The sequence below is a fragment of the Streptomyces sp. NPDC041968 genome (genome assembly GCF_055589025.1).
This window is the reverse complement of record NZ_JBVJCB010000013.1, coordinates 13,492-31,211: the sequence shown is the minus strand read 5'-3', so window position 1 is coordinate 31,211 and position 17,720 is coordinate 13,492. Positions and strand designations below refer to the sequence as shown.

General features: G+C 74.0%; 12 protein-coding genes. 5 read left to right on the top strand and 7 right to left on the bottom strand.

The features are described from left to right. Positions 1–198: 198 nt before the first annotated feature. The 3 genes from ACZ6EG_RS28125 to ACZ6EG_RS28115 all read right to left on the bottom strand — a co-directional run bounded on the left by ACZ6EG_RS28125 (position 199) and on the right by ACZ6EG_RS28115 (position 4,401). Positions 199–1,974, bottom strand: coding sequence for an LCP family glycopolymer transferase (locus ACZ6EG_RS28125; RefSeq protein WP_469608633.1), 1,776 nt, complete (start codon positions 1,972–1,974; stop codon positions 199–201). Between the two features lie 274 nt (positions 1,975–2,248). Continuing rightward, positions 2,249–3,478 (bottom strand): LCP family protein, encoded by a 1,230-nt coding sequence (locus ACZ6EG_RS28120; RefSeq protein ID WP_469608629.1) that lies wholly within the window; start codon positions 3,476–3,478, stop codon positions 2,249–2,251. Between the two features lie 158 nt (positions 3,479–3,636). Further along, positions 3,637–4,401, bottom strand: coding sequence for a TIGR03089 family protein (locus ACZ6EG_RS28115; protein ID WP_391971130.1), 765 nt, complete (start codon positions 4,399–4,401; stop codon positions 3,637–3,639). Positions 4,402–4,540: 139 nt separating this feature from the next. On the opposite strand from ACZ6EG_RS28115, the gene ACZ6EG_RS28110 reads away from it, so the two are divergent. Both ACZ6EG_RS28110 and manB read left to right on the top strand, forming a co-directional pair. After that, positions 4,541–6,025 carry an N-acetylmuramoyl-L-alanine amidase gene (locus ACZ6EG_RS28110; RefSeq protein ID WP_391971131.1) on the top strand — a complete coding sequence of 495 codons (1,485 nt, stop codon included), beginning with the start codon at positions 4,541–4,543 and terminating at the stop codon, positions 6,023–6,025. Between the two features lie 106 nt (positions 6,026–6,131). Further along, positions 6,132–7,214, top strand: coding sequence for a mannose-1-phosphate guanylyltransferase (gene manB, locus ACZ6EG_RS28105; protein ID WP_469608624.1), 1,083 nt, complete (start codon positions 6,132–6,134; stop codon positions 7,212–7,214). A gap of 123 nt (positions 7,215–7,337) precedes the next feature. On the opposite strand, the gene ACZ6EG_RS28100 is transcribed toward manB, so the two are convergent. The 4 genes from ACZ6EG_RS28100 to ACZ6EG_RS28085 all read right to left on the bottom strand — a co-directional run bounded on the left by ACZ6EG_RS28100 (position 7,338) and on the right by ACZ6EG_RS28085 (position 11,274). Then, entirely contained in the window at positions 7,338–8,348 is a 1,011-nt protein-coding gene (locus tag ACZ6EG_RS28100; protein WP_391971133.1) for a DNA-3-methyladenine glycosylase family protein, read from the bottom strand. 74 nt (positions 8,349–8,422) lie between these two features. Continuing rightward, entirely contained in the window at positions 8,423–9,766 is a 1,344-nt protein-coding gene (locus tag ACZ6EG_RS28095; RefSeq protein ID WP_391971134.1) for a coenzyme F420-0:L-glutamate ligase, read from the bottom strand. Then, a complete protein-coding gene (cofD, locus tag ACZ6EG_RS28090) occupies positions 9,763–10,722 on the bottom strand; it encodes a 2-phospho-L-lactate transferase (protein ID WP_391971135.1) in 960 nt (319 codons plus the stop codon). The genes ACZ6EG_RS28095 and cofD overlap by 4 nt, the downstream gene beginning before the upstream one ends. Before the next feature lie 33 nt (positions 10,723–10,755). After that, the gene (locus tag ACZ6EG_RS28085; RefSeq protein WP_391971136.1) at positions 10,756–11,274 is read right to left on the bottom strand and encodes a cysteine dioxygenase; all 519 of its coding nucleotides are present in this window, start codon (positions 11,272–11,274) and stop codon (positions 10,756–10,758) included. A 687-nt stretch (positions 11,275–11,961) separates the two neighbouring features. On the opposite strand from ACZ6EG_RS28085, the gene ACZ6EG_RS28080 reads away from it, so the two are divergent. The 3 genes from ACZ6EG_RS28080 (at position 11,962) to ACZ6EG_RS28070 (ending at position 17,700) form a co-directional block, all read left to right on the top strand. After that, on the top strand, positions 11,962–12,225 hold the full coding sequence (locus ACZ6EG_RS28080) for a WhiB family transcriptional regulator (protein ID WP_003975777.1): 264 nt from the start codon (positions 11,962–11,964) through the stop codon (positions 12,223–12,225). Positions 12,226–12,442: 217 nt separating this feature from the next. Continuing rightward, the gene (locus ACZ6EG_RS28075) at positions 12,443–16,198 is read left to right on the top strand and encodes a glycosyltransferase family 2 protein (RefSeq protein ID WP_469608619.1); all 3,756 of its coding nucleotides are present in this window, start codon (positions 12,443–12,445) and stop codon (positions 16,196–16,198) included. Then, complete coding sequence (locus ACZ6EG_RS28070; protein WP_469608616.1) at positions 16,195–17,700, top strand: DUF5719 family protein; 1,506 nt, start codon at positions 16,195–16,197, stop codon at positions 17,698–17,700. The genes ACZ6EG_RS28075 and ACZ6EG_RS28070 overlap by 4 nt, the downstream gene beginning before the upstream one ends. The last annotated feature ends 20 nt before the right edge of the window (positions 17,701–17,720 follow it).

The following is a 17,720-nucleotide window of genomic DNA, read 5'->3' as shown; positions in this document are numbered from 1 at the left end:
CCCACCCTAGGACCCGCGTACGTGCCTCTGCGCGCCGCCTCTTCGCACAGTTGGACGTACGGGCCCCCTCGTTGGCTGTACGGCGGCCCCGACGGATTGCTCGTCTCCCGGAGGGTCCGGAGGGTGACTCCCGCCCCGGCCGTCCCCGGGGCCACCGATGGACTGTCGCCCTGTCAGACGCACGCGGGACCCTTCAGGTCACTTCGCGCACGCGACCTTGTCCGCCGTGGACTTGCGGACCTCTTCGGGCGCCTTCACGGCGGTGGCGTCGAGCTTGGCCCCCGGCTCCTTGAAGTCCCTGCCGAGGGTGAGGGTCATCGTGGGCAGTCCCTGGGCGTTGGTGACGCTCTCGCCGGGCTTCATGGCGGCGCCGGACAGGCCGAGGATCTCGGCGAGGGCGCGGGCCTGGTCGGCCTGGTCGGGGGCGTACTCGAGGGTGGTCTTCGCCAGTTCGGTGTCGGCGTTGCCCGCGTTCTCGGACTTGGTGACGCCGGCCTCGGTCTGGAGGTGGTTCAGCTCCTGCTGGGCGCTGCCGGCCGCGGCGCCGCCGTTGAGGATGCGGACGCGGATCTCGGAGGGGTCGGACTTCGCGCCCTCCAGGCGGGCGGCGACGGCGGCCTTCTCCTTCTTCTCCTTCTCCGACTCCTTCTTCTTGACCTCGGTGAAGGAGACGTCGTCCCTGATCATGTCGAAGACCTGTCGGGCGGGCCCCTCCTGGAGGACGACCGTCGCCTTGACCGTCTCGGCGGGGTTGTCGCGCACCGGCACCGTGGCGAAGGTCAGGTTCTTGGTGTTGAGCTTGCCCAGTTCCAGCCCGAGGTCCTTCAGCTTGCCGATGCTGTCCAGCTTCGAGTCGACGGTCAGCGCCTCGGTCGCCGCCTCCGCCAGCTTCACCATCTTCGAGGGGCTGGTGAGCGTGTCGTTGGACTTGAGCTTGCGCATCAGGGCGCTGAGGAACTGCTGCTGGATCTCGATGCGGCTCAGGTCGCCGCCGAAGCCGACGGAGTGCCGGGTGCGGACGAAGGCGAGGGCCTGCTCGCCCTCGATGGTGTGCTTGCCCGCCGGCAGCTTCAGGTGCGAGTCCGGGTCGTCGATGTCCTTGGCCAGGCAGACCTCGACCCCGCCGACCGCCGAGGTGAGGGTCTTGACCGCGTTGAAGTCCGCCACCATGAAGTTGTCGGGCGTGATCCCCGTCAGCTCGGTGACGGTGCGCATGGTGCAGCTGGGTGTGCGGCCGTCCTGGCCGAGGCTGGTGTTGAAGCGGACGCCGGGGGAGCCGGGGATGACCTTCTGCGTCCCGTCCTCCTGGGTGGTCGGGCAGTCGGGGACGTCGACGATCAGGTCGCGGGGGATGCTGAGCGCGGTCGCGTTGGAGCGGTCCTTGGCGACGTGCAGCAGGATCGTGGTGTCCGCGTGCCCGGCGCTGCCCGTGTCGCCGTAGCCCTCGTTGCCCGCGCCGGTGCGCTTGTCGGTGCCGATCAGCAGGATGTTGATCGCCTTGTCCTTCTGGAAGCCACCGGTGCTCGCGCCGTCGTCGGCGACGGACTGGATGTTGTCGTTCAGGTGCTCCAGATAGAGGTACCCGGCCGTGCCGGCGGCGAGGACGACGAACGCCATGGTGCCGCCGCTCCACAGCAGGACCTTCTTGCCCTTCGACTTCTTCGCCGGCCGCCGGCGACCCCGGCGTCCGGGCGGCGGCTCCTCGGGTGCCGTACGGCGCCTGCGGGGGCCGGGGACGTCACGGTCCGGCGCGGTCGAGGGGGCGGGCGCGGAGGCCCGCGCGCCCCGGCCGCGCGAGCCGCCGGGGGCTGTGGCCCGGCCCGATCCGCCGGGCGCGGCGCCGCGCGGGCCCGGGACCGCCGACTGCGGTGCGGAAGGGGGCGGTCGCAGTTCGTATTCGCCGGTGACCGGATTGAGTACCCACTGGTCTGCGGGGTCGATGTGCTCCGCCCGCCCACGGCCTTGCGCGTCCACGGTTGTCCGAATCCTCCGTCGGGGCCACGCGGCGCCCTCCCCTGCGGGCGCCCGGTCTCGCTGGTCCGGTGCGCGACCCGGGGCACGAACCTCGGGGCCGGGCGCACCGGAGGGCTCACACTAACCGCCCCGCTCGCGGAGAGGCGGTGGCAGTGACACATTCCACGAGCCTTACAACCGGGCAATCCGGCGTATTCACTGGACAACCGTCCCCCTCGCGGGGTCCCTCTCCGGCCCCGCCGTGCGCACGCCTTGCCCGCTCTTGGACCGCGTTCTACCCGCAGATGTCCTCCGCCGCGGTGTTGCCGCTGAACGTCGGCGCCGGGGACTCGCCGAGCCGGCCGGGCTCACGGGCGCCCCCGGTCCCGGCCGACTCCTCCCGCTCGCCCGCCGCCCCGATCGCCACGGGTTCGTCCGTCCGCAGCCGGGTGAACAGCCGCTCCGCGTCCGGCTCCACGAGCTGGTCGCGATTGACGTCGCCCGCGTACGCCTCCCGCGGCACGGTCAGGAACTGCACCCGTTCGGTGGGGATGCCGCGCAGGCCGCGCACGAGGTCGTACAGACCGCGCAGGCTCGCCAGGTCCGGATCGGTCGTGAGGGACGAGGTGGCCGCGTCGAGCACGGGGTAGAGCTTCACCGGGTTCAGCAGGACGTCGTTGCTCTGCACCTTGTTGACGAGCGCCCCCAGGAAACGCTGCTGCCGGTCCATCCGGTCGGTGTCGCTGCCGTCGCCGAGCGACTTGCGGGCGCGCACGTAGCCGAGGGCCTGCTCCCCGTCGAGCGTCACCCGGCCCGCGGGCAGCCTCAGCTTGGCGTCCTCGTCGTCGACCGGTGCGCGCAGGCACACCTCGACGCCGTCGAGCGCGTCGACCAGCCTCTTGAAACCCTGGAAGTCGACGACCACGTGGTGGTCGAGCCGGATGCCGGTCAGCTTCTCCACCGTACGGATCGAGCATGCCGAACCGCCCACCTGGTAGGCGTAGTTGAACTGAGCGAAGACGGGCGCGGTGCGCGAGCCGTCCGGGCGGCGGCAGCCGGGCACGTCCACCATCAGGTCGCGGGGGAGGGAGACGGCGGTGGCACTGTCCCGGCCGGCCGCCAGGTGCAGCAGGATCGTGGTGTCCGACCGCTCGGTGCCGGAGTCGCGCCCGTAGCGCGCGTTGCCGTCACCGGACCGCGAGTCGGACCCGATCAGCAGGATGTTCTGCGCGCCGCGGACCAGCGCGGTGGGCCGCTCCTTGTCGTACCGGGCGAGTTCGGCCGCCGCCGCCTCGTCCGCCGTGATGTTGCCGTCCAGTTTGGCGTACACCGCCCACCCCGCGCCGGCCGCGCCGACGGCCAGCACGGCGACCGCGATCCCCCCGCACCCCAGCCGCCGCCTCCGACGACGCCTCAGCCCGTCCCCGGTCGCCGACGCCCCGGACGGGGGACCGTCGGGGGGTGTGCCCGCGTCGTCATCGCTCACGTCTCCCTCCGTCCCGCACACGTGCGCTCCTACGACCATGGCCCGGACGGAGGCCGGAGGAGGAACGGGGGTGGGCCGAACGGGGGAGGCGCGGGTCCGGGGTGACGGGGCCGGGGCGCGGGCCGGGACTGCGGGGGCGGGTCACGGGGCCGGGGAGGTGCGACCGGAGGCACGGTGCCGGAGGCGCGCCGCCGCGGTCACCGGGCCGTGGCGGTGACCCGCTCCGCCTCGATCCGCTGGTCCAGGACCTCCGCCCCCGCCTGGTCGAGGTGCCGGCACAGCACCACCGAGCCGCCACTGGCCAACGGCCCGTACAGGCCCGCGCTCAGCCCCTCCCAGGTGTCGTACGGCAACCCCGACAGGATCCGCGCCCCGGGCCCCGTGAGCCCCAGCCCCGACCCCTCCGCCCGGGCCCGCTCCACGACCTCCGCCCCGCTGAACTCCCGTCCGGCCACGATCAGCGCGGGCGCCTCCGGGTCGACCGGCGCGTACGGCACGAAGCGGTCGCCCTGCCCCGGCACCTCCACGGCGTAGTCGGCGAAGCCCTCGGGGGCGCGCGGCACGAACCGGCCCCCGAGCGGCCGCAGCGCCAGCGCCACCCGCGCGCCCGAGCACGCCCGCGCCGCCTCCAGCGCCTGCGGCTCCGGCCCGCTCACCACCACGTCGGCCGCGGCCGGGTCGCCCGCCACGTCGGCGACGACACCCACCGACGCGCACGCCAGCAGCCACACCGCGGTCTGCCAGTGCGCGGGCAGCAGCAGCGCGACCCGGTCGCCGGGTTCGACGGAGAGTTCGTCCTGGAGCAGGTTGGCGGTCTTGGCCACCCAATTGGCGAAGGTGGCCACGGACAGTTCGACGCGTTCGCCGGTGGCGTCGTCGTAGAAGGTCACCAGGGGGCGTCCGGGGTCCGCGGCGAGCGCGGAACTCAGCAGGTCGGCAGGGGTGCGGTCGGTCGAGTTCACCCGGGCAAGCGTACGCGGGCGGCCGGGCGCGCACCGGGCGTACGGCGTACCGCACGGCCACCGGTTCGGACGAAAACGGCCGGTGGGCCGTCAGGTTACGGATGGACAGATTTGTCCGTGGATATCCACGATCAGGGGCATGCGTGGATTCCTTGCTTCCTCGATCGGTGTCACGTGCGCGGCGGCCCTGGCCCTCCCGCTCGCCCCGCCCGCGGCGGCCTCCTCCGCGGCCCGGCCCACGAACGGTGCCACGGTGCCCGCCGAGGCGTCCGTCCCCGGCAGCACCCAGTCGCTGCCCCTCACCCCAACCGCTCGCGACCGCGCCCCCGGTGCGGCCGAACAGGGCGTCCCCCGCCGGGACGTTCGGCACTTCTCGCTGGTCGGTGTCGTCTGGGACAACCCGGCCACGGAACTGCACGGACAGGTCCAGGTCCGTACCCGCGCCACCGCGACCGGCACCTGGTCGGACTGGCAGGAACTGGAGACCCACAACGCCGACCACGCCGCCGACCCGGGCAGCGCCGAGAGCACCTCGGGCCGTGTCCGCGGTGCCACCGCCCCGCTGTGGGTGGGCGAGTCCGACGGTGTGGAGGTGCGGGTACGGGCGGAGAGCACCCCGGAGACCCCGGGGGCCGCGACCACGACGGCCGACGTCCCCGCCGGCGCCCCGGCGACCGACGCCGTGGGCGAGTCCGTCCGGGCCGCCGACCCCGCCAGGACGGCCAGGGCCGCCGGCCCGGCCCCGCTCGCCGCCTCCCCGCTTCCCACCGGCATGCGCCTCGAACTCGTCGACCCCGGCGCGGGCACCGGTCCCGCGGCGGCCCCGGGAGCGGAGGACGGCCCCCGCACCGCCGTCACGACCGCGGAGTCCGCCGAGGCGGTCGCCGCCTCCGCCGTCAACGCGGGGCTGGCTCCGCTGGGCGCCACCGAGATCCCGGCCCTGAACCGCGCCCAGACCGAGGCCGCGCTCCTCTCCGCGGGCGCCGACGCACTGACGACGGAGCAGCGGGCCAAGCCGTACATCGGCCCCCGCCCCGGCATCACCACGCGCCGCGGCTGGGGCGCGAACGAGAAGCTGCGGGAGAAGAAGTTCGTGTACACGAAGAAGGTCAAGGCGGCCTTCGTGCACCACTCGGCCACCGGCAACAACTACACCTGCAAGCAGGCGCCGTCAGTCATCCGCAGTATCTACCGCTATCACGTCAACAGCATGGGCTGGCGCGACCTCGGCTACAACTTCCTCGTCGACAAGTGCGGAAAGATCTACGAGGGACGCGCCGGTGGCGTGTCCAAGGCGGTACTGGGCGCCCACACCATGGGGTTCAACTCCAACAGCATGGGCATCGCCGTCCTCGGCACCTACGGCTCCAAGAAGCCGTCGTCGGCCGCCGTGAAGGCGATCGCCAAGCTCACCGCCTGGAAGCTCGGTCTCTACGGCATGAATCCGCGCGGGAAGACCTACCTGAAGTCCGGTGGCGGGAATCTCTACCGAAAAGGTAAGAACGTACGACTGAACGTCATCTCCGGTCACCGCGACGGCTTCGCCACGAGCTGTCCGGGCAAGAAGCTCTACGCCAAACTCGGCACGAGCCGCTCGACGGCGGCGAAGTACCAGGGCCGCTGAGGGCGGAACACCGCACGACCACCGAAGGCGCCGTGGAACGGTCTGCATACACTGGCCGGCCGAAAGAGACAGTTCGGCCGGTCCCGGCAGGAAGCAGAGACGACAGGTGACAGAAGCGATCCTCCTGGTCGGCGGCAAGGGCACGCGGCTGCGGCCGCTCACGGTGCACACCCCGAAGCCCATGGTCAGGGCGGCGGGAGTGCCGTTCCTCACGCATCAGCTGGCGCGGGCCAAGGCGGCGGGCGTCGAGCACATCGTCCTCGCGACGAGCTACCTCGCCGAGGTCTTCGAACCGTACTTCGGCGACGGCTCGGCCCTGGGCCTGCACATCGAGTACGTCACGGAGGAGGAGCCGCTCGGCACGGGCGGCGCGATCCGCAACGTGGCCTCCCGGCTCCACTCGGGCCCGGACGACCCCGTCCTGATCTTCAACGGCGACATCCTGACGGGCCTGGACATCGGCGCGCTGGTCCGCACCCACGAGACGACGGGCGCGGACGTCTCCCTGCACCTGACGAAGGTGACCGACCCGAGGGCGTACGGCCTGGTCCCCACGGACGACACGGGCCGGGTGCTCGCCTTCCTGGAGAAGCCGCAGACCCCCGAGGAGATCGTCACCGACCAGATCAACGCGGGGGCGTACGTCTTCCGCCGCTCGGTCATCGACACGATCCCGGCGGGCCGCCCGGTGTCCGTCGAACGCGAGACCTTCCCCGACCTCCTGGCCACCGGAGCGCACCTCCAGGGCCTGGTCGACTCCACGTACTGGCTTGATCTGGGCACTCCGGCGGCCTTCGTGCGCGGCTCGGCGGACCTGGTCCTCGGCCGCGCCCCGTCCCCGGCGATACCGGGCCGGTGCGGCGACCGTCTCGTCCTGCCCACGGCGCGCGTCGCGCACGACGCCAAGCTCGCCGGCGGCACGGTGGTCGGCGAGGGCGCCTTCGTCGCGGAGGGGGCGCGGGTCTTCGGCAGCACGATCCTGCCGGGCGCGGTCATCGAGCCGGGCGCCGTCATCACCGACTCGCTGATCGGCAACCGGGCCCGCGTCGGCACCCGCTCCGTCCTGACGGACACGGTCATCGGCGACGGCGCGGTCATCGGCGCCGACAACGAACTCCGCTCGGGCGCCCGCATCTGGTGCGACGCCCACATCCCCCCGGCCTCCCTGCGCTTCTCCCCGGACGCCTGACCCCACGACCCACCCGTGCCGCCCCGTAGCTGCGGGCAGTCTTGCCGCTTGGGCGGCACGGGTGGGCGCAGCGGCGCCCGGCCAGCGCCGGCAAGTGTCACCCACCCAGAGGGGCACGCCCCCTCAGAACCGCTCGATCCCCCGCGGAGCCATCCGCGGGGCCCGCCTCGGCGGCACCCGCCCGCTCAGCAGCACCAGCCGAGCCGCCCGGTGCCGCTGCCCGGCGTACGGCTCCAGCAGCCTCAGCATGGCGGCATCGTCCGCGTCCCGGTCCCCGGCCAACGCGAACCCCACGATCCCCGGCAGATGCAGGTCCCCGACCGTCACGGCGTCCGCCGCACCGTGACTGCGCTGCACGGTCTCCGCCGACGTCCACGGCCCGATCCCCGGCACCAGCTCCAGCCGCTCCCGCGCCGCCGCCGGCTCCATCCCGGCCGCCTCCTCCAGCCGGGCGGCGACCCGCACCGCCCGCAGGATCGTCGAGGCCCGCTTGTCGTCCACCCCGGCCAGGTGCCACTCCCAGGACGGGATCAGCGCCCACGTCCGCGCCGCCGGCATGACATACATCCGCCCGGGCACGGGCCCCGGCGCCGGCTCCCCGAACCTGCGCACGAGCAGCCGCCACGCCTGGTACGCCTCCAGCGTCGTGACCTTCTGCTCCAGGATCGACGGGATCAGCGACTCCAGCACCAGCCCGGTCCGCGTCAGCCGCAGCCCCGGCCGCCGATGCGCGGTGAGCGCCAGCAGCCGGTGCCGGGGCACGAACGCGGACGGATCGTCGTCGGCCCCCAGCATCCGCGGCAGCCACTCCAGCAGCCACTCCGCCCCCGGCCCCCAGGCCTCGCCCCGCACCTCGCCGCCGCGCGCGGTGACCCGCAGCGTGCCGGGCCCGGCGGGCGTGCGGCTGGCCCGCCACACCGATCCGTCCGGCGTCGTGCGGAACGTCGGATCACCCGGCCCGCGTCGCAGCGGGCCGAGCGCCAGCCCCAGCTCCAGCGGGCCGTCCGGCACCCACACCCTCGCCCTGCCCGGCGCGCCGGGCTGGCGGGGCACCCCGTTCGCGGGCGCGGGTACGACGGCCTCGCCACCGCGCACGGTGGCGCGCGTGGGCCGGGGGGCGAAGCGTCCTGCCACGGGTGAGGTCCTCGAGACGGGGAGAGGGTGCTGATGACGCAGACCCTACGAGGGTAGAGGCTCGCCCGGACAGCTCACCGCACCTCGATGAACGCCTCCGCGGTCCGCTCCGGTCGCGCCTTCGGCTCCTCGGCCGGATGACCGACCGCCACCGCGCCCATCGGGTCCCAGTCGTCCGGCAGCTCCAGTACCTCGCGCACGACGTCCCGGCAGAACATCGTCGAGGAGACCCATGCGGAGCCCAGCCGCTCCGCGGCCAGCGCGACGAGCAGGTTCTGCACACCGGCGCCGGTGGCCACCACGAACATCTCCCGCTCGGCGCCGTCCCGCCGGGCGTCCCCGTAGGTGTGCGATCCGTCCGTCACCAGGCAGGGGACGACGAGGTACGGCGCGCCCCGCAGCACGTCCCCGCGCCGGATCCGCTTGGCGATCGACTCCTCGCTCTTGCCGTCCCGCCGCAGGTCCGCGATCCAGGCGTCCCGCATCGCGTCCAGCAGACGGGTGCGGGCCTTGGGCGACTCCAGCAGCACGAAGCGCCACGGCGTCGTGTGGTGCGGGGCCGGCGCGGTCACGGCCGCCGCCACCGCCCGGCGTACGGAGCCGGGATCGACCGGCTCGTCGGTGAAGGCCCGTACCGTACGGCGCTGGGTCACCGCCTGCCGCACCGCCTCCGACGTGCCCAGCCGGAACATGTCGTCGCGCGCGCCGCGCACCATCGCCCGCGCGCCCTCGCCGTCGTCCCCGGTGACCACCAGGGGCAGCCCGCGCACGACGGCGACGGGCAGCCCCGCGGCCTTGCCCTTGACCAGGTCGCCCGCGGCGGCGAGCTCGTCGGCGGTGGCGACGACGGTGGCACCGAGCGCGTTGCCGTGCGCGTCCGTGCCGCCGCGGAGGTCGTCGAGGACCCGCACCCCGGCGGCGCCGATCGCGACGTCCGTGAGCCCGGCCCGCCAGGGCCGCCCGAACGTGTCGGTGACGACGACGCCGACGTCCACGCCCAGCGCGTCGCGCAGACCGGCGCGGATGCCGCGCGCGGAGGCGTCCGGGTCCTCGGGGAGCAGCAGCACCGTCCCGGCGGGCGTGTTGGACGCGTCGACCCCGGCCGCCGCCATGACCAGGCCCTGCCGGTTCTCGACGATGCGCAGGGCGCCGCGCCGGGCCACCACCCGTACGGTCTCCGCGTCGATCGCGGCCTCCCGGTCGGCGGCCCGGACGATCCTGCCCTCGGCCTTGGACACGATCTTCGAGGTGACGAGCAGCACGTCCCCGTCGGTCAGCCCGGGCTCGGCCGCCGCGATCAGCTTGGCCAGGTCGTCGCCCGGCTGCACCTCCGGCAGACCGGGGACCGCCCACACCCGGTAGCCCTCCCGGTCGGCGGGGGAGCCACCGGGAGCAGCGGCTCGCAGGACACCGCTCACGCCTCCCGCACCTCCTCCGCCAGCGTCAGCGCCTCCCGGGCCATCCGCGCCGTCGCGTCGAGGTCGGTCATCATCAGCGGGACGGCGCGGCAGAGGATGCCGGCCGCCTTCACGCGCGTGACGGACTCCGCGTCGACCGTGTCGACCAGCCAGCCGTCGAGCAGCCCCGAGCCGTAGTGCTCGGCGACCGCGGCCGCCGTGGACTCCACGCCGACCGCCGCGAGCACCTTGTCGGCCATCCCGCGCACGGGCGCGTCCCCGACGATCGGGGACAGGCCGATCACCGGCACCCCGGCCTCGGCGATCGCCTCCCGGATGCCGGGCACGGCGAGGATCGTGCCGATGGAGACGACCGGGTTGGACGGCGGGAAGAGGATGACGTCCGCCTCGGCGATGGCCTCCAGGACGCCGGGCGCCGGCTTCGCCCGGTCGGCGCCGACCGGGACGACCGCCTCCGCCGGGACCGAGGCGCGCAGCCGCACCCAGTACTCCTGGAAGTGGACCGCCTTGCGCTCCCCGTCCAGCTCGACGGCGACATGGGTCTCCACCCGGTCGTCGCTCATCGGGATGAGCCGCACCCCGGGCTTCCAGCGGTCGCAGAGCGCCTGCGTCACCTCGCTGAGCGGGAAGCCCGCGGTGATCATCTGGGTCCGCACGATGTGCGTGGCGAAGTCCCGGTCGCCGAGCCCGAACCACTCGGGGCCGACGCCGTACGCCGCGAGCTCCTCCTTCAGGTGGAAGGTCTCGTCGGCCCGCCCCCAGCCCTGCTCCTCGTTGATGCCGCCGCCGAGCGTGTACATCACCGTGTCGAGGTCCGGGCAGACCTTCAGCCCGAAGAGGTGGATGTCGTCCCCGGTGTTGCCGATGACCGTGATGTCCGCGTCCGGCGCGGCCTGCCTCAGACCACGCAGGAACCGGGCACCGCCGATGCCGCCTGCCAGAACCACAATGCGCATGGCCCCAGTCTTGCAGGCGGGTACGACACCGCGTCAGGCAGTCGTCACGGCACCGGCGTCCGCGTCCCGCGGCACGGCGGCCGAGCACTGGGGGGCGTGCATCGGCATCTCCGTCAGCCCGGGGTAGTAGACGTGCAGACTGACAGCCGGCTCCAGCGCGTCGTTGCCCACCTCGTGCACGTACCCCGGCGCGAAGACCCGCTGCGCCCCCGTCTCCAGCGCGCGCGTGCCGCGCCGGGTGCGCTCGGTCAGCGTGCCGTCCAGGACGGTCAGCACACCGGAGGACAGGCCGTGGTCGTGGCGCCCGCTGCCCTGACCCGGCACCCAGGACAGCAGCCACACCTCGTAGCCGGGGCCGGTGCGCAGCCGGTGGTACCAGCGGGTCGTCGCGTCGTACCGGACCAGGTGCTCCCACGCGGAGCGGTCGGCGGCGATGGAACGGGCCAGGCCGACGAACTCGGCGACCGTCGAGGGGTGCTCGCGCGGTGCCTGGAGGAGGTGGGGGACTTCGAGGATGTCGCCGGCGATCTGGAGGTCGCTGTCGCTGTTCATGGGTCGGTGGTTCCTCGGCAGAAGAGTGCGGGGGAGGCGGAGACGGCGAAGAACGGCCCTGGTGGGGCGAGGGGGACAGACAGCCGGGTCGCGTGGACCCGAGGACGGCCGGAGCGCGGTGGGCTCAACAACCGGGACGGCAACAACAGCTACAGCGAGCGCGCGCAGCACCGCGGGACCCGGCGGTGCGGGTCGAGGTGAGCGCCAAGTTCGCGAGCATGCCCACAAGGACAGCGGTTCACACCGGCACTGTCAACTCGATGACCGTTATGTGGGACATGCTTCACCTCATCCGGTTCATCTGAAAGGTGAAAGGTTTGCTCGGGGGGCTTCCGGGACACATGGCGCACAAGCCGGGCGCACAACCCCCGTTGCGACTCCGTGATCCGACTGTGATCAGGTTCGCTTCGGCGTGTGTATCGGAACGGGATCGAACACCGGAGCGTCCTTCCTGGCGCAGGCTCTGCGCGGGGTCGGTGCCCCTGTGGGCCTCATTGGTATGTCAAGGTTTAAGGCGATTTGAACACTTTCCGCATGGCCTTGGTTCCGCAGAGTGAATAAGGGACCCAATAGCAGATCTCGGCTTGACTCGCCCGTAGCAGCACACTTGTAATTTCACTCGTGTCGTTCAGCCGGAATCGATAACGGCTGGATCACGGGGACGCGAAAGACAGACGAGGGGCGCACATGACCGAGCTGGTGCAGCAACTGCTGGTCGACGACGCGGACGAGGAACTCGGCTGGCAGGAGCGCGCACTGTGCGCCCAGACCGACCCCGAGTCCTTCTTCCCCGAGAAGGGCGGCTCCACCCGGGAGGCCAAGAAGGTCTGCCTCGCCTGCGAGGTCCGCTCCGAGTGCCTCGAGTACGCCCTTGCCAACGACGAGCGCTTCGGCATCTGGGGCGGCCTGTCCGAGCGGGAACGCCGCCGGCTGAAGAAGGCCGCCGTCTGACCCGCCGTCCGACGGACGGTGCGCGGACACGTACCTGTGCGGGCACACGCGCTCAGCGGTGGAGAAGGCGGTGACGGCCCGTCGCGGGTGGGTTGTCCACAGGCGGCGGGCCGTGGTCCTGCCCAGCCGATAGTGTGGGCGCTCGTCCGAGACGCCCCGCCACTCCCGACAGGCACGGGCGTCCACCGCAGTCCACCGAACCGGGGCCCGTACCTCGATGTCCGTGCACAGCCACACGGCAGCCCAGCAAGACCTCGCTGCCACACCTGAGTTCCCGCGTCACGTGGTGACCGCGGTCCTCGTCGCCCACGACGGAGCCCGCTGGCTGCCCGACGCGCTCGCCGGGCTGCTCGGCCAGGAGCGCCCCGTCCAGTACGCGGTCGCCGCCGACACCGGCAGCGCCGACGACTCCGCCCGGCTGGTCACCGAGGCCCTCGGTGACGACCGGGTGCTCCACCTCGCCCGGCGCACCGGCTTCGGCCAGGCCGTCGAGGAGGCCGCCCGCACCGCCCCCGTCCTCACCCCGGACGACCTGGCGTACCTGAAGCGGCCCAGCGGCTGGGACCCCGTCACCCGCACCTGGCGCGACGACGCCTACGACCTGCCGGAGCTTCCCCACGGAGAGCCGGTGCAGTGGCTGTGGTTGCTGCACGACGACTGCGCACCCGAACCCGACGCCCTCGCCCAGCTGCTGCGCGTCGTGGACACCGAGTACGAGCTCGGCCGCGACGACGTCGCCGTCGTGGGCCCCAAGCTCCGCGGCTGGTACGACCGCAGGCAACTGCTGGAGGTCGGCGTCTCCATCGCCAACTCCGGCCGCCGCTGGACCGGTCTGGACCGCCGGGAGCAGGACCAGGGCCAGCACGACCACGTCCGGACCGTCCTGTCCGTCTCCACCGCCGGCATGCTGATCCGGCGCGACGTCTTCGAGCGACTCGGCGGATTCGACCGCCGGCTGCCCCTGATGCGCGACGACGTCGACCTGTGCTGGCGCGCGCACGCCGCCGGTCTCCGCGTCCTCGTCGCCCCCGAGGCGGTCGTCCGTCACGCCGAGGCGGCCTCCCGCGAGCGCCGCGCGGTCGACTGCGCCGGCCGCACCACCGCCTCCCCGCACAAGGTGGACAAGGCCGGCGCCGTCCATACCCTCCTGGTCAACGTCCGCACGGCCGTGCTGCCCTGGGTACTGCTGCGCATCGTCGTCGGCACCCTGCTGCGCACCCTCGCCTATCTCGTCGGCAAGGTCCCCGGACAGGCACTCGACGAGATCCGGGGCCTGCTGAGCGTCCTGCTGCGCCCCGAGCGCATCGTCGCCGGACGCAGGGAACGCGGCCGCCCGCAGGTCGAGAAGGACGAACTGCGCGCCCTCTTCCCGCCGCCCGGCGCGACCGTCCGGGTCACCGTCGAACAGGTCGCGGGCAATCTCGTCGGCAGCTCCGACGCCGAGACGGCCACCGGCGCCGGACGCCACGGCGGCGGCATCGAGTCCGGACCCGGCGGCGACGACGCCGACTTCCTGGAGATCGAGCAGTTCGCCCGACTCAAGCGCATCGCCCGCAAGCCGGGCCCGCTGCTCTTCCTGGTGCTGCTGCTCGTCTCCCTGGTCGCCTGCCGCGCCCTGTTCGGCAGCGGCGCGCTGGCGGGCGGCGCCCTGCTGCCCGCCCCGGCCGACGCCGGCGAGCTGTGGTCGCGCTACACCGACGCCTGGCACACGGTGGGCACCGGCGGCACCGCCTCCGCACCGCCCTACCTCGCGCTCGTCGCCGCGCTCGCCTCCCTGCTGCTGGGCTCCACCGGCCTCGCCGTCACCCTGCTGCTGGTCTGCTCGGTACCCCTGGCCGGCGTCACCGCGTACTTCGCCTCCCGCCCGCTCGTCACCTCCCGGCTGCTGCGCGCGTGGGCGGCCGTCGCCTACGCCTTCCTGCCCGCCGCCACCGGCGCCCTCGCCGGCGGCCGCGTCGGCACCGCCGTCCTCGCCGTGCTGCTGCCGCTCATCGCGCGCGCGGGCGTCGCGGCGGCCGGCCTCTCCCACTCCACGGGGGCCCGCGGCAGCTGGCGGGCCACCTGGGCGTACGCGCTGCTGCTGACGATCACGACCGCCTTCACGCCCGTCGTGTGGCCCGTCGCGCTGCTCCTCGGCGTCGGCGTCCTGGTGCTGCGCCGCAGCGACATCACGGCGTACGGGCCGCGCTTCCTCGCCCAGCTCGGGACCCCGCTGCTGCTCCTCGCCCCCTGGTCGCTGTCGCTGCTCCCGTTCGGCTTCCTCGACGAGGCCGGCCTGGAGTACGGCGCCTCGGCCGCCTCCGCCCTCGACCTGCTCGGGGCGAGCCCCGGCGGCCCCGGCACGGTCGGCGGGCTGGTCCTCATCGGCATCGTGCTTGCCGCGCTGGCCGCCCTGCTGCGCTCGGAGCGGCAGTCGGGCATCCGCGCGGCCTGGGCCGTCGCCCTGGTCGCCCTGGTCTTCGCGGTCCTCTCCAACCGCTCCGCCTGGGCCGGACCCGCCACCCTCGTCTACGGCATCGCCCTGCTCTCCGCGGCGGCCCTCGGCGCCGACGGGGCACGCTCGCGCGTGGCCGAGCAGAGCTTCGGCTGGCGCCAGCCGGTCGCCGCCCTGATCGCCCTCGCCTCGGCCGTCGGACCGCTGATCGCCGCCACCGGCTGGATGATCGGCGGCGCCGACGGACCGGTGGAGCGGCGCGACCCCGTCCAGGTGCCCGCGTTCGTCGCCGAGGAGAGCCGCACCCACGACCAGGCCCGCACCCTCGTCCTCGACAGCGACTCCGCCACCCATGTGAGCTACACGCTGGTGCGCGGCTCCGGCGCACGCCTCGGCGACGGCGAACTGGCCGCCGGGGACGGCGGGAACGACGGACTCGACAAGGTCGTCGCCAACCTCGTCGCCGGTTCCGGCGCCGACCAGGCCGACCAGCTCGGCGGCTTCGCCGTGCGCTACGTCCTCGTGCACAAGGGCGCGCCCCGCGAGGTCACCCGCGTCCTGGACGCCACGCCCGGCCTCAACCGGCTCAGCCAGCAGGACGGCAGCGGCCTGTGGCGCGTGGACCAGGAGGTCGCGCGCGCGACGATCGTCACCGGCGAGGGGGCGGACGCCGAGGCGCCGCAACCCGTGGCCGCCGGTCCCGTCGAGATCCGCACCGAGATCCCGTCCGGCGCCGACGGACGCGTGCTGCGCCTCGCCGACACCGCCGCCGAGGGCTGGACGGCGACCCTGGACGGCACACCGCTCACCCGCACCACCGTCGACGGCTGGGCGCAGGGCTTCGAACTCCCCGCCGCCGGCGGGAAGCTGGCCGTCACCTACGACGCCCCGTTCACCCACACCGTCTGGCTCTGGGCCCAGGGCCTGCTCGCCGTGGTCCTGGTCGTCCTCGCCCTGCCCGGCAGGCGCCGCGACGTCGACGACGACCTGCCCGAGGAGCAACTCGTCGCCGCCGAGGCCGTCGAGGGCGAAGGCCGCCGTGCCCGGCGACTGCGGGCGCAGGCAGAGGCGGAGGCCGAGGCCGGCGCGGCCGCCGAGCCGGTGGCCGGGCAGGACGCCTCCCCGGAGGGCACCCCGCCCCTCGGGGCACCCGCGGCGGTCCCGCAGCAGCCGGCGTACGGCGCGTGGGACACGCCTGAGTACACCGACGCCGCCCACGGTTCCTACGACCCGTACGGCGGCGATCAGTACCGGAGCGCGCCCTCCTACGACCCGGCCGCCTACGCACAGCAGCAGCCGTACCAGGGTGACCCGTACCAGGCGGACGCCTACCAGGGCGGCCAGGGCGGCCAGTACGACGCGGGGCCGTACGACCCGTACGCCTACGGCGATCCGTCCGACCCGTCCCAGGCCGGGCCGTACGACCCCGCCTACGGCCAGGGGTACGGCCAGGGCGGATACGACACCCCCTACGACCCCTCGCAGGCCCACGACCCGCACGGCACCGGCAGTGAGCGTCCCGACGGGAGCCAGCAGTGAAGCGCACCACCCTGTCCCTGATCGCCGGCACGGCGGCGCTCGCGGCCGTCACCGGGTTCGCGGCGGTGTCCACCCCGGACGCCACCGGCGCGGACACCGCCGAGCCCGCCGCCCGGCTCCCCGTGGAGCGCACCACCCTGTCCTGCCCGGCGCCCAGCACCTCGGACCTCGCCGAGACGGCGTACACCTCCTTCACGCCCGTCACGAAGGGCGCCGACGAGAAGGGCGAGGCCGCCCTCACGACGGCGGCCGCGGGCGCGGTGTCCGGAGACGCGGAGGGCGGGGAGGCCGAGGGCGGGGAGAAGTCCGAGAAGCCCGTGGTCCAGCCGGGGGCACCCGGGGTGCCGGTCGCCGGGAAGGCCTCCGGGGCCGAGACGCCCGCGCTGATCGGGACCGCGACGGGGAGCCACGCCCCCGGCTGGACCGTGCAGCAGACCACGGAGGTCGCCGCGGGCACCGGCCGGGGGCTCCAGGGCGTCAACTGCGCCGCGCCGGACACGGAGTTCTGGTTTCCGGGAGCGGCCACGGCCGCCGACCGCACCGACTACGTGCACCTGACCAACCCCGACGACTCCGCGGCCGTCGTCGACATCGAGCTGTACGGCAAGGACGGCGCCCTGAAGACCACGGTGGCGGACGGCGTCACCGTGGCGCCGCACGCCAGTGAGGCGCTGCTGCTGTCCACGCTCACCGAGGTGAAGGAGCCCGACGTCACCGTGCACGTCACGGTGCGCAGCGGACGGGTCGGTGCCGCGGTGCAGGCGCTGTCCGACAGGACCGGCGGCGACTGGCTGACCGCGGCCGCGGACCCGGCCGGCGAGCTGGTGCTGCCGGGCATCCCCGACGACGCCACCGCCGTACGCCTGGTGCTGTTCACGCCCGGTGGCACCGACGCCGACCTGAAGGTGCGGCTGGCCTCACCGACCGGACCGATCACGCCCGCCGGGAACGAGACGGTGCACGTGAAGTCCGGGATGACGACGGGCATCGACCTCGGAGAGGTCACGCGCGGCGAGGCCGGGTCGCTGATGCTGACGCCGACGGGCCGGTCGGTGCCGGTCGTGGCCGCGGTCCGGGTCGTGCGGGGCGAGGGCGCGGAGCAGGAGTCCGCGTTCATCCCCGCCGCCCACCCGGTCGGGGCGCGCGCGACGTCGGCGGACAACCGCGCCAAGAGCACGACGTTGTCCCTGACCGCTCCCGGCCGGGCGGCGAAGGTCAAGGTCGCGGCGTCGGCGGGCACCGAGGGCGGCACGACGGCGACCAGGACGTACACGATCAAGGGCGGCACGACCCAGGACGTCGAGGCTCCGGTCCCGGCGGGTCTGGAGGGCACCTACGCGCTGACCGTCGAGACGGTCTCGGGCGGCCCGGTGTACGGGTCTCGCACACTGACCGGGCAGGACGACGACGTCGCGTCCTTCACCGTGCAGGCCCTCCCCGACGACCGGGGGACGGTCGCCGTACCGAACGCCAACGAGGACCTGGCGGTGCTGCAGAGGTAGCGGGCCGCGCGGGCGGCGGG

Excerpts from the sequence above, each read along its gene's own strand:
- ACZ6EG_RS28120 (WP_469608629.1), bottom strand. The coding sequence starts at position 3,478 with ATGGTCGTAGGAGCGCACGTGTGCGGGACGGAGGGAGACGTGAGCGAT.
- ACZ6EG_RS28110 (WP_391971131.1), top strand. The coding sequence starts at position 4,541 with ATGCGTGGATTCCTTGCTTCCTCGATCGGTGTCACGTGCGCGGCGGCC.
- cofD (WP_391971135.1), bottom strand. The coding sequence starts at position 10,722 with ATGCGCATTGTGGTTCTGGCAGGCGGCATCGGCGGTGCCCGGTTCCTG.
- ACZ6EG_RS28085 (WP_391971136.1), bottom strand. The coding sequence starts at position 11,274 with ATGAACAGCGACAGCGACCTCCAGATCGCCGGCGACATCCTCGAAGTC.
- ACZ6EG_RS28080 (WP_003975777.1), top strand. The coding sequence starts at position 11,962 with ATGACCGAGCTGGTGCAGCAACTGCTGGTCGACGACGCGGACGAGGAA.
- ACZ6EG_RS28075 (WP_469608619.1), top strand. The coding sequence starts at position 12,443 with ATGTCCGTGCACAGCCACACGGCAGCCCAGCAAGACCTCGCTGCCACA.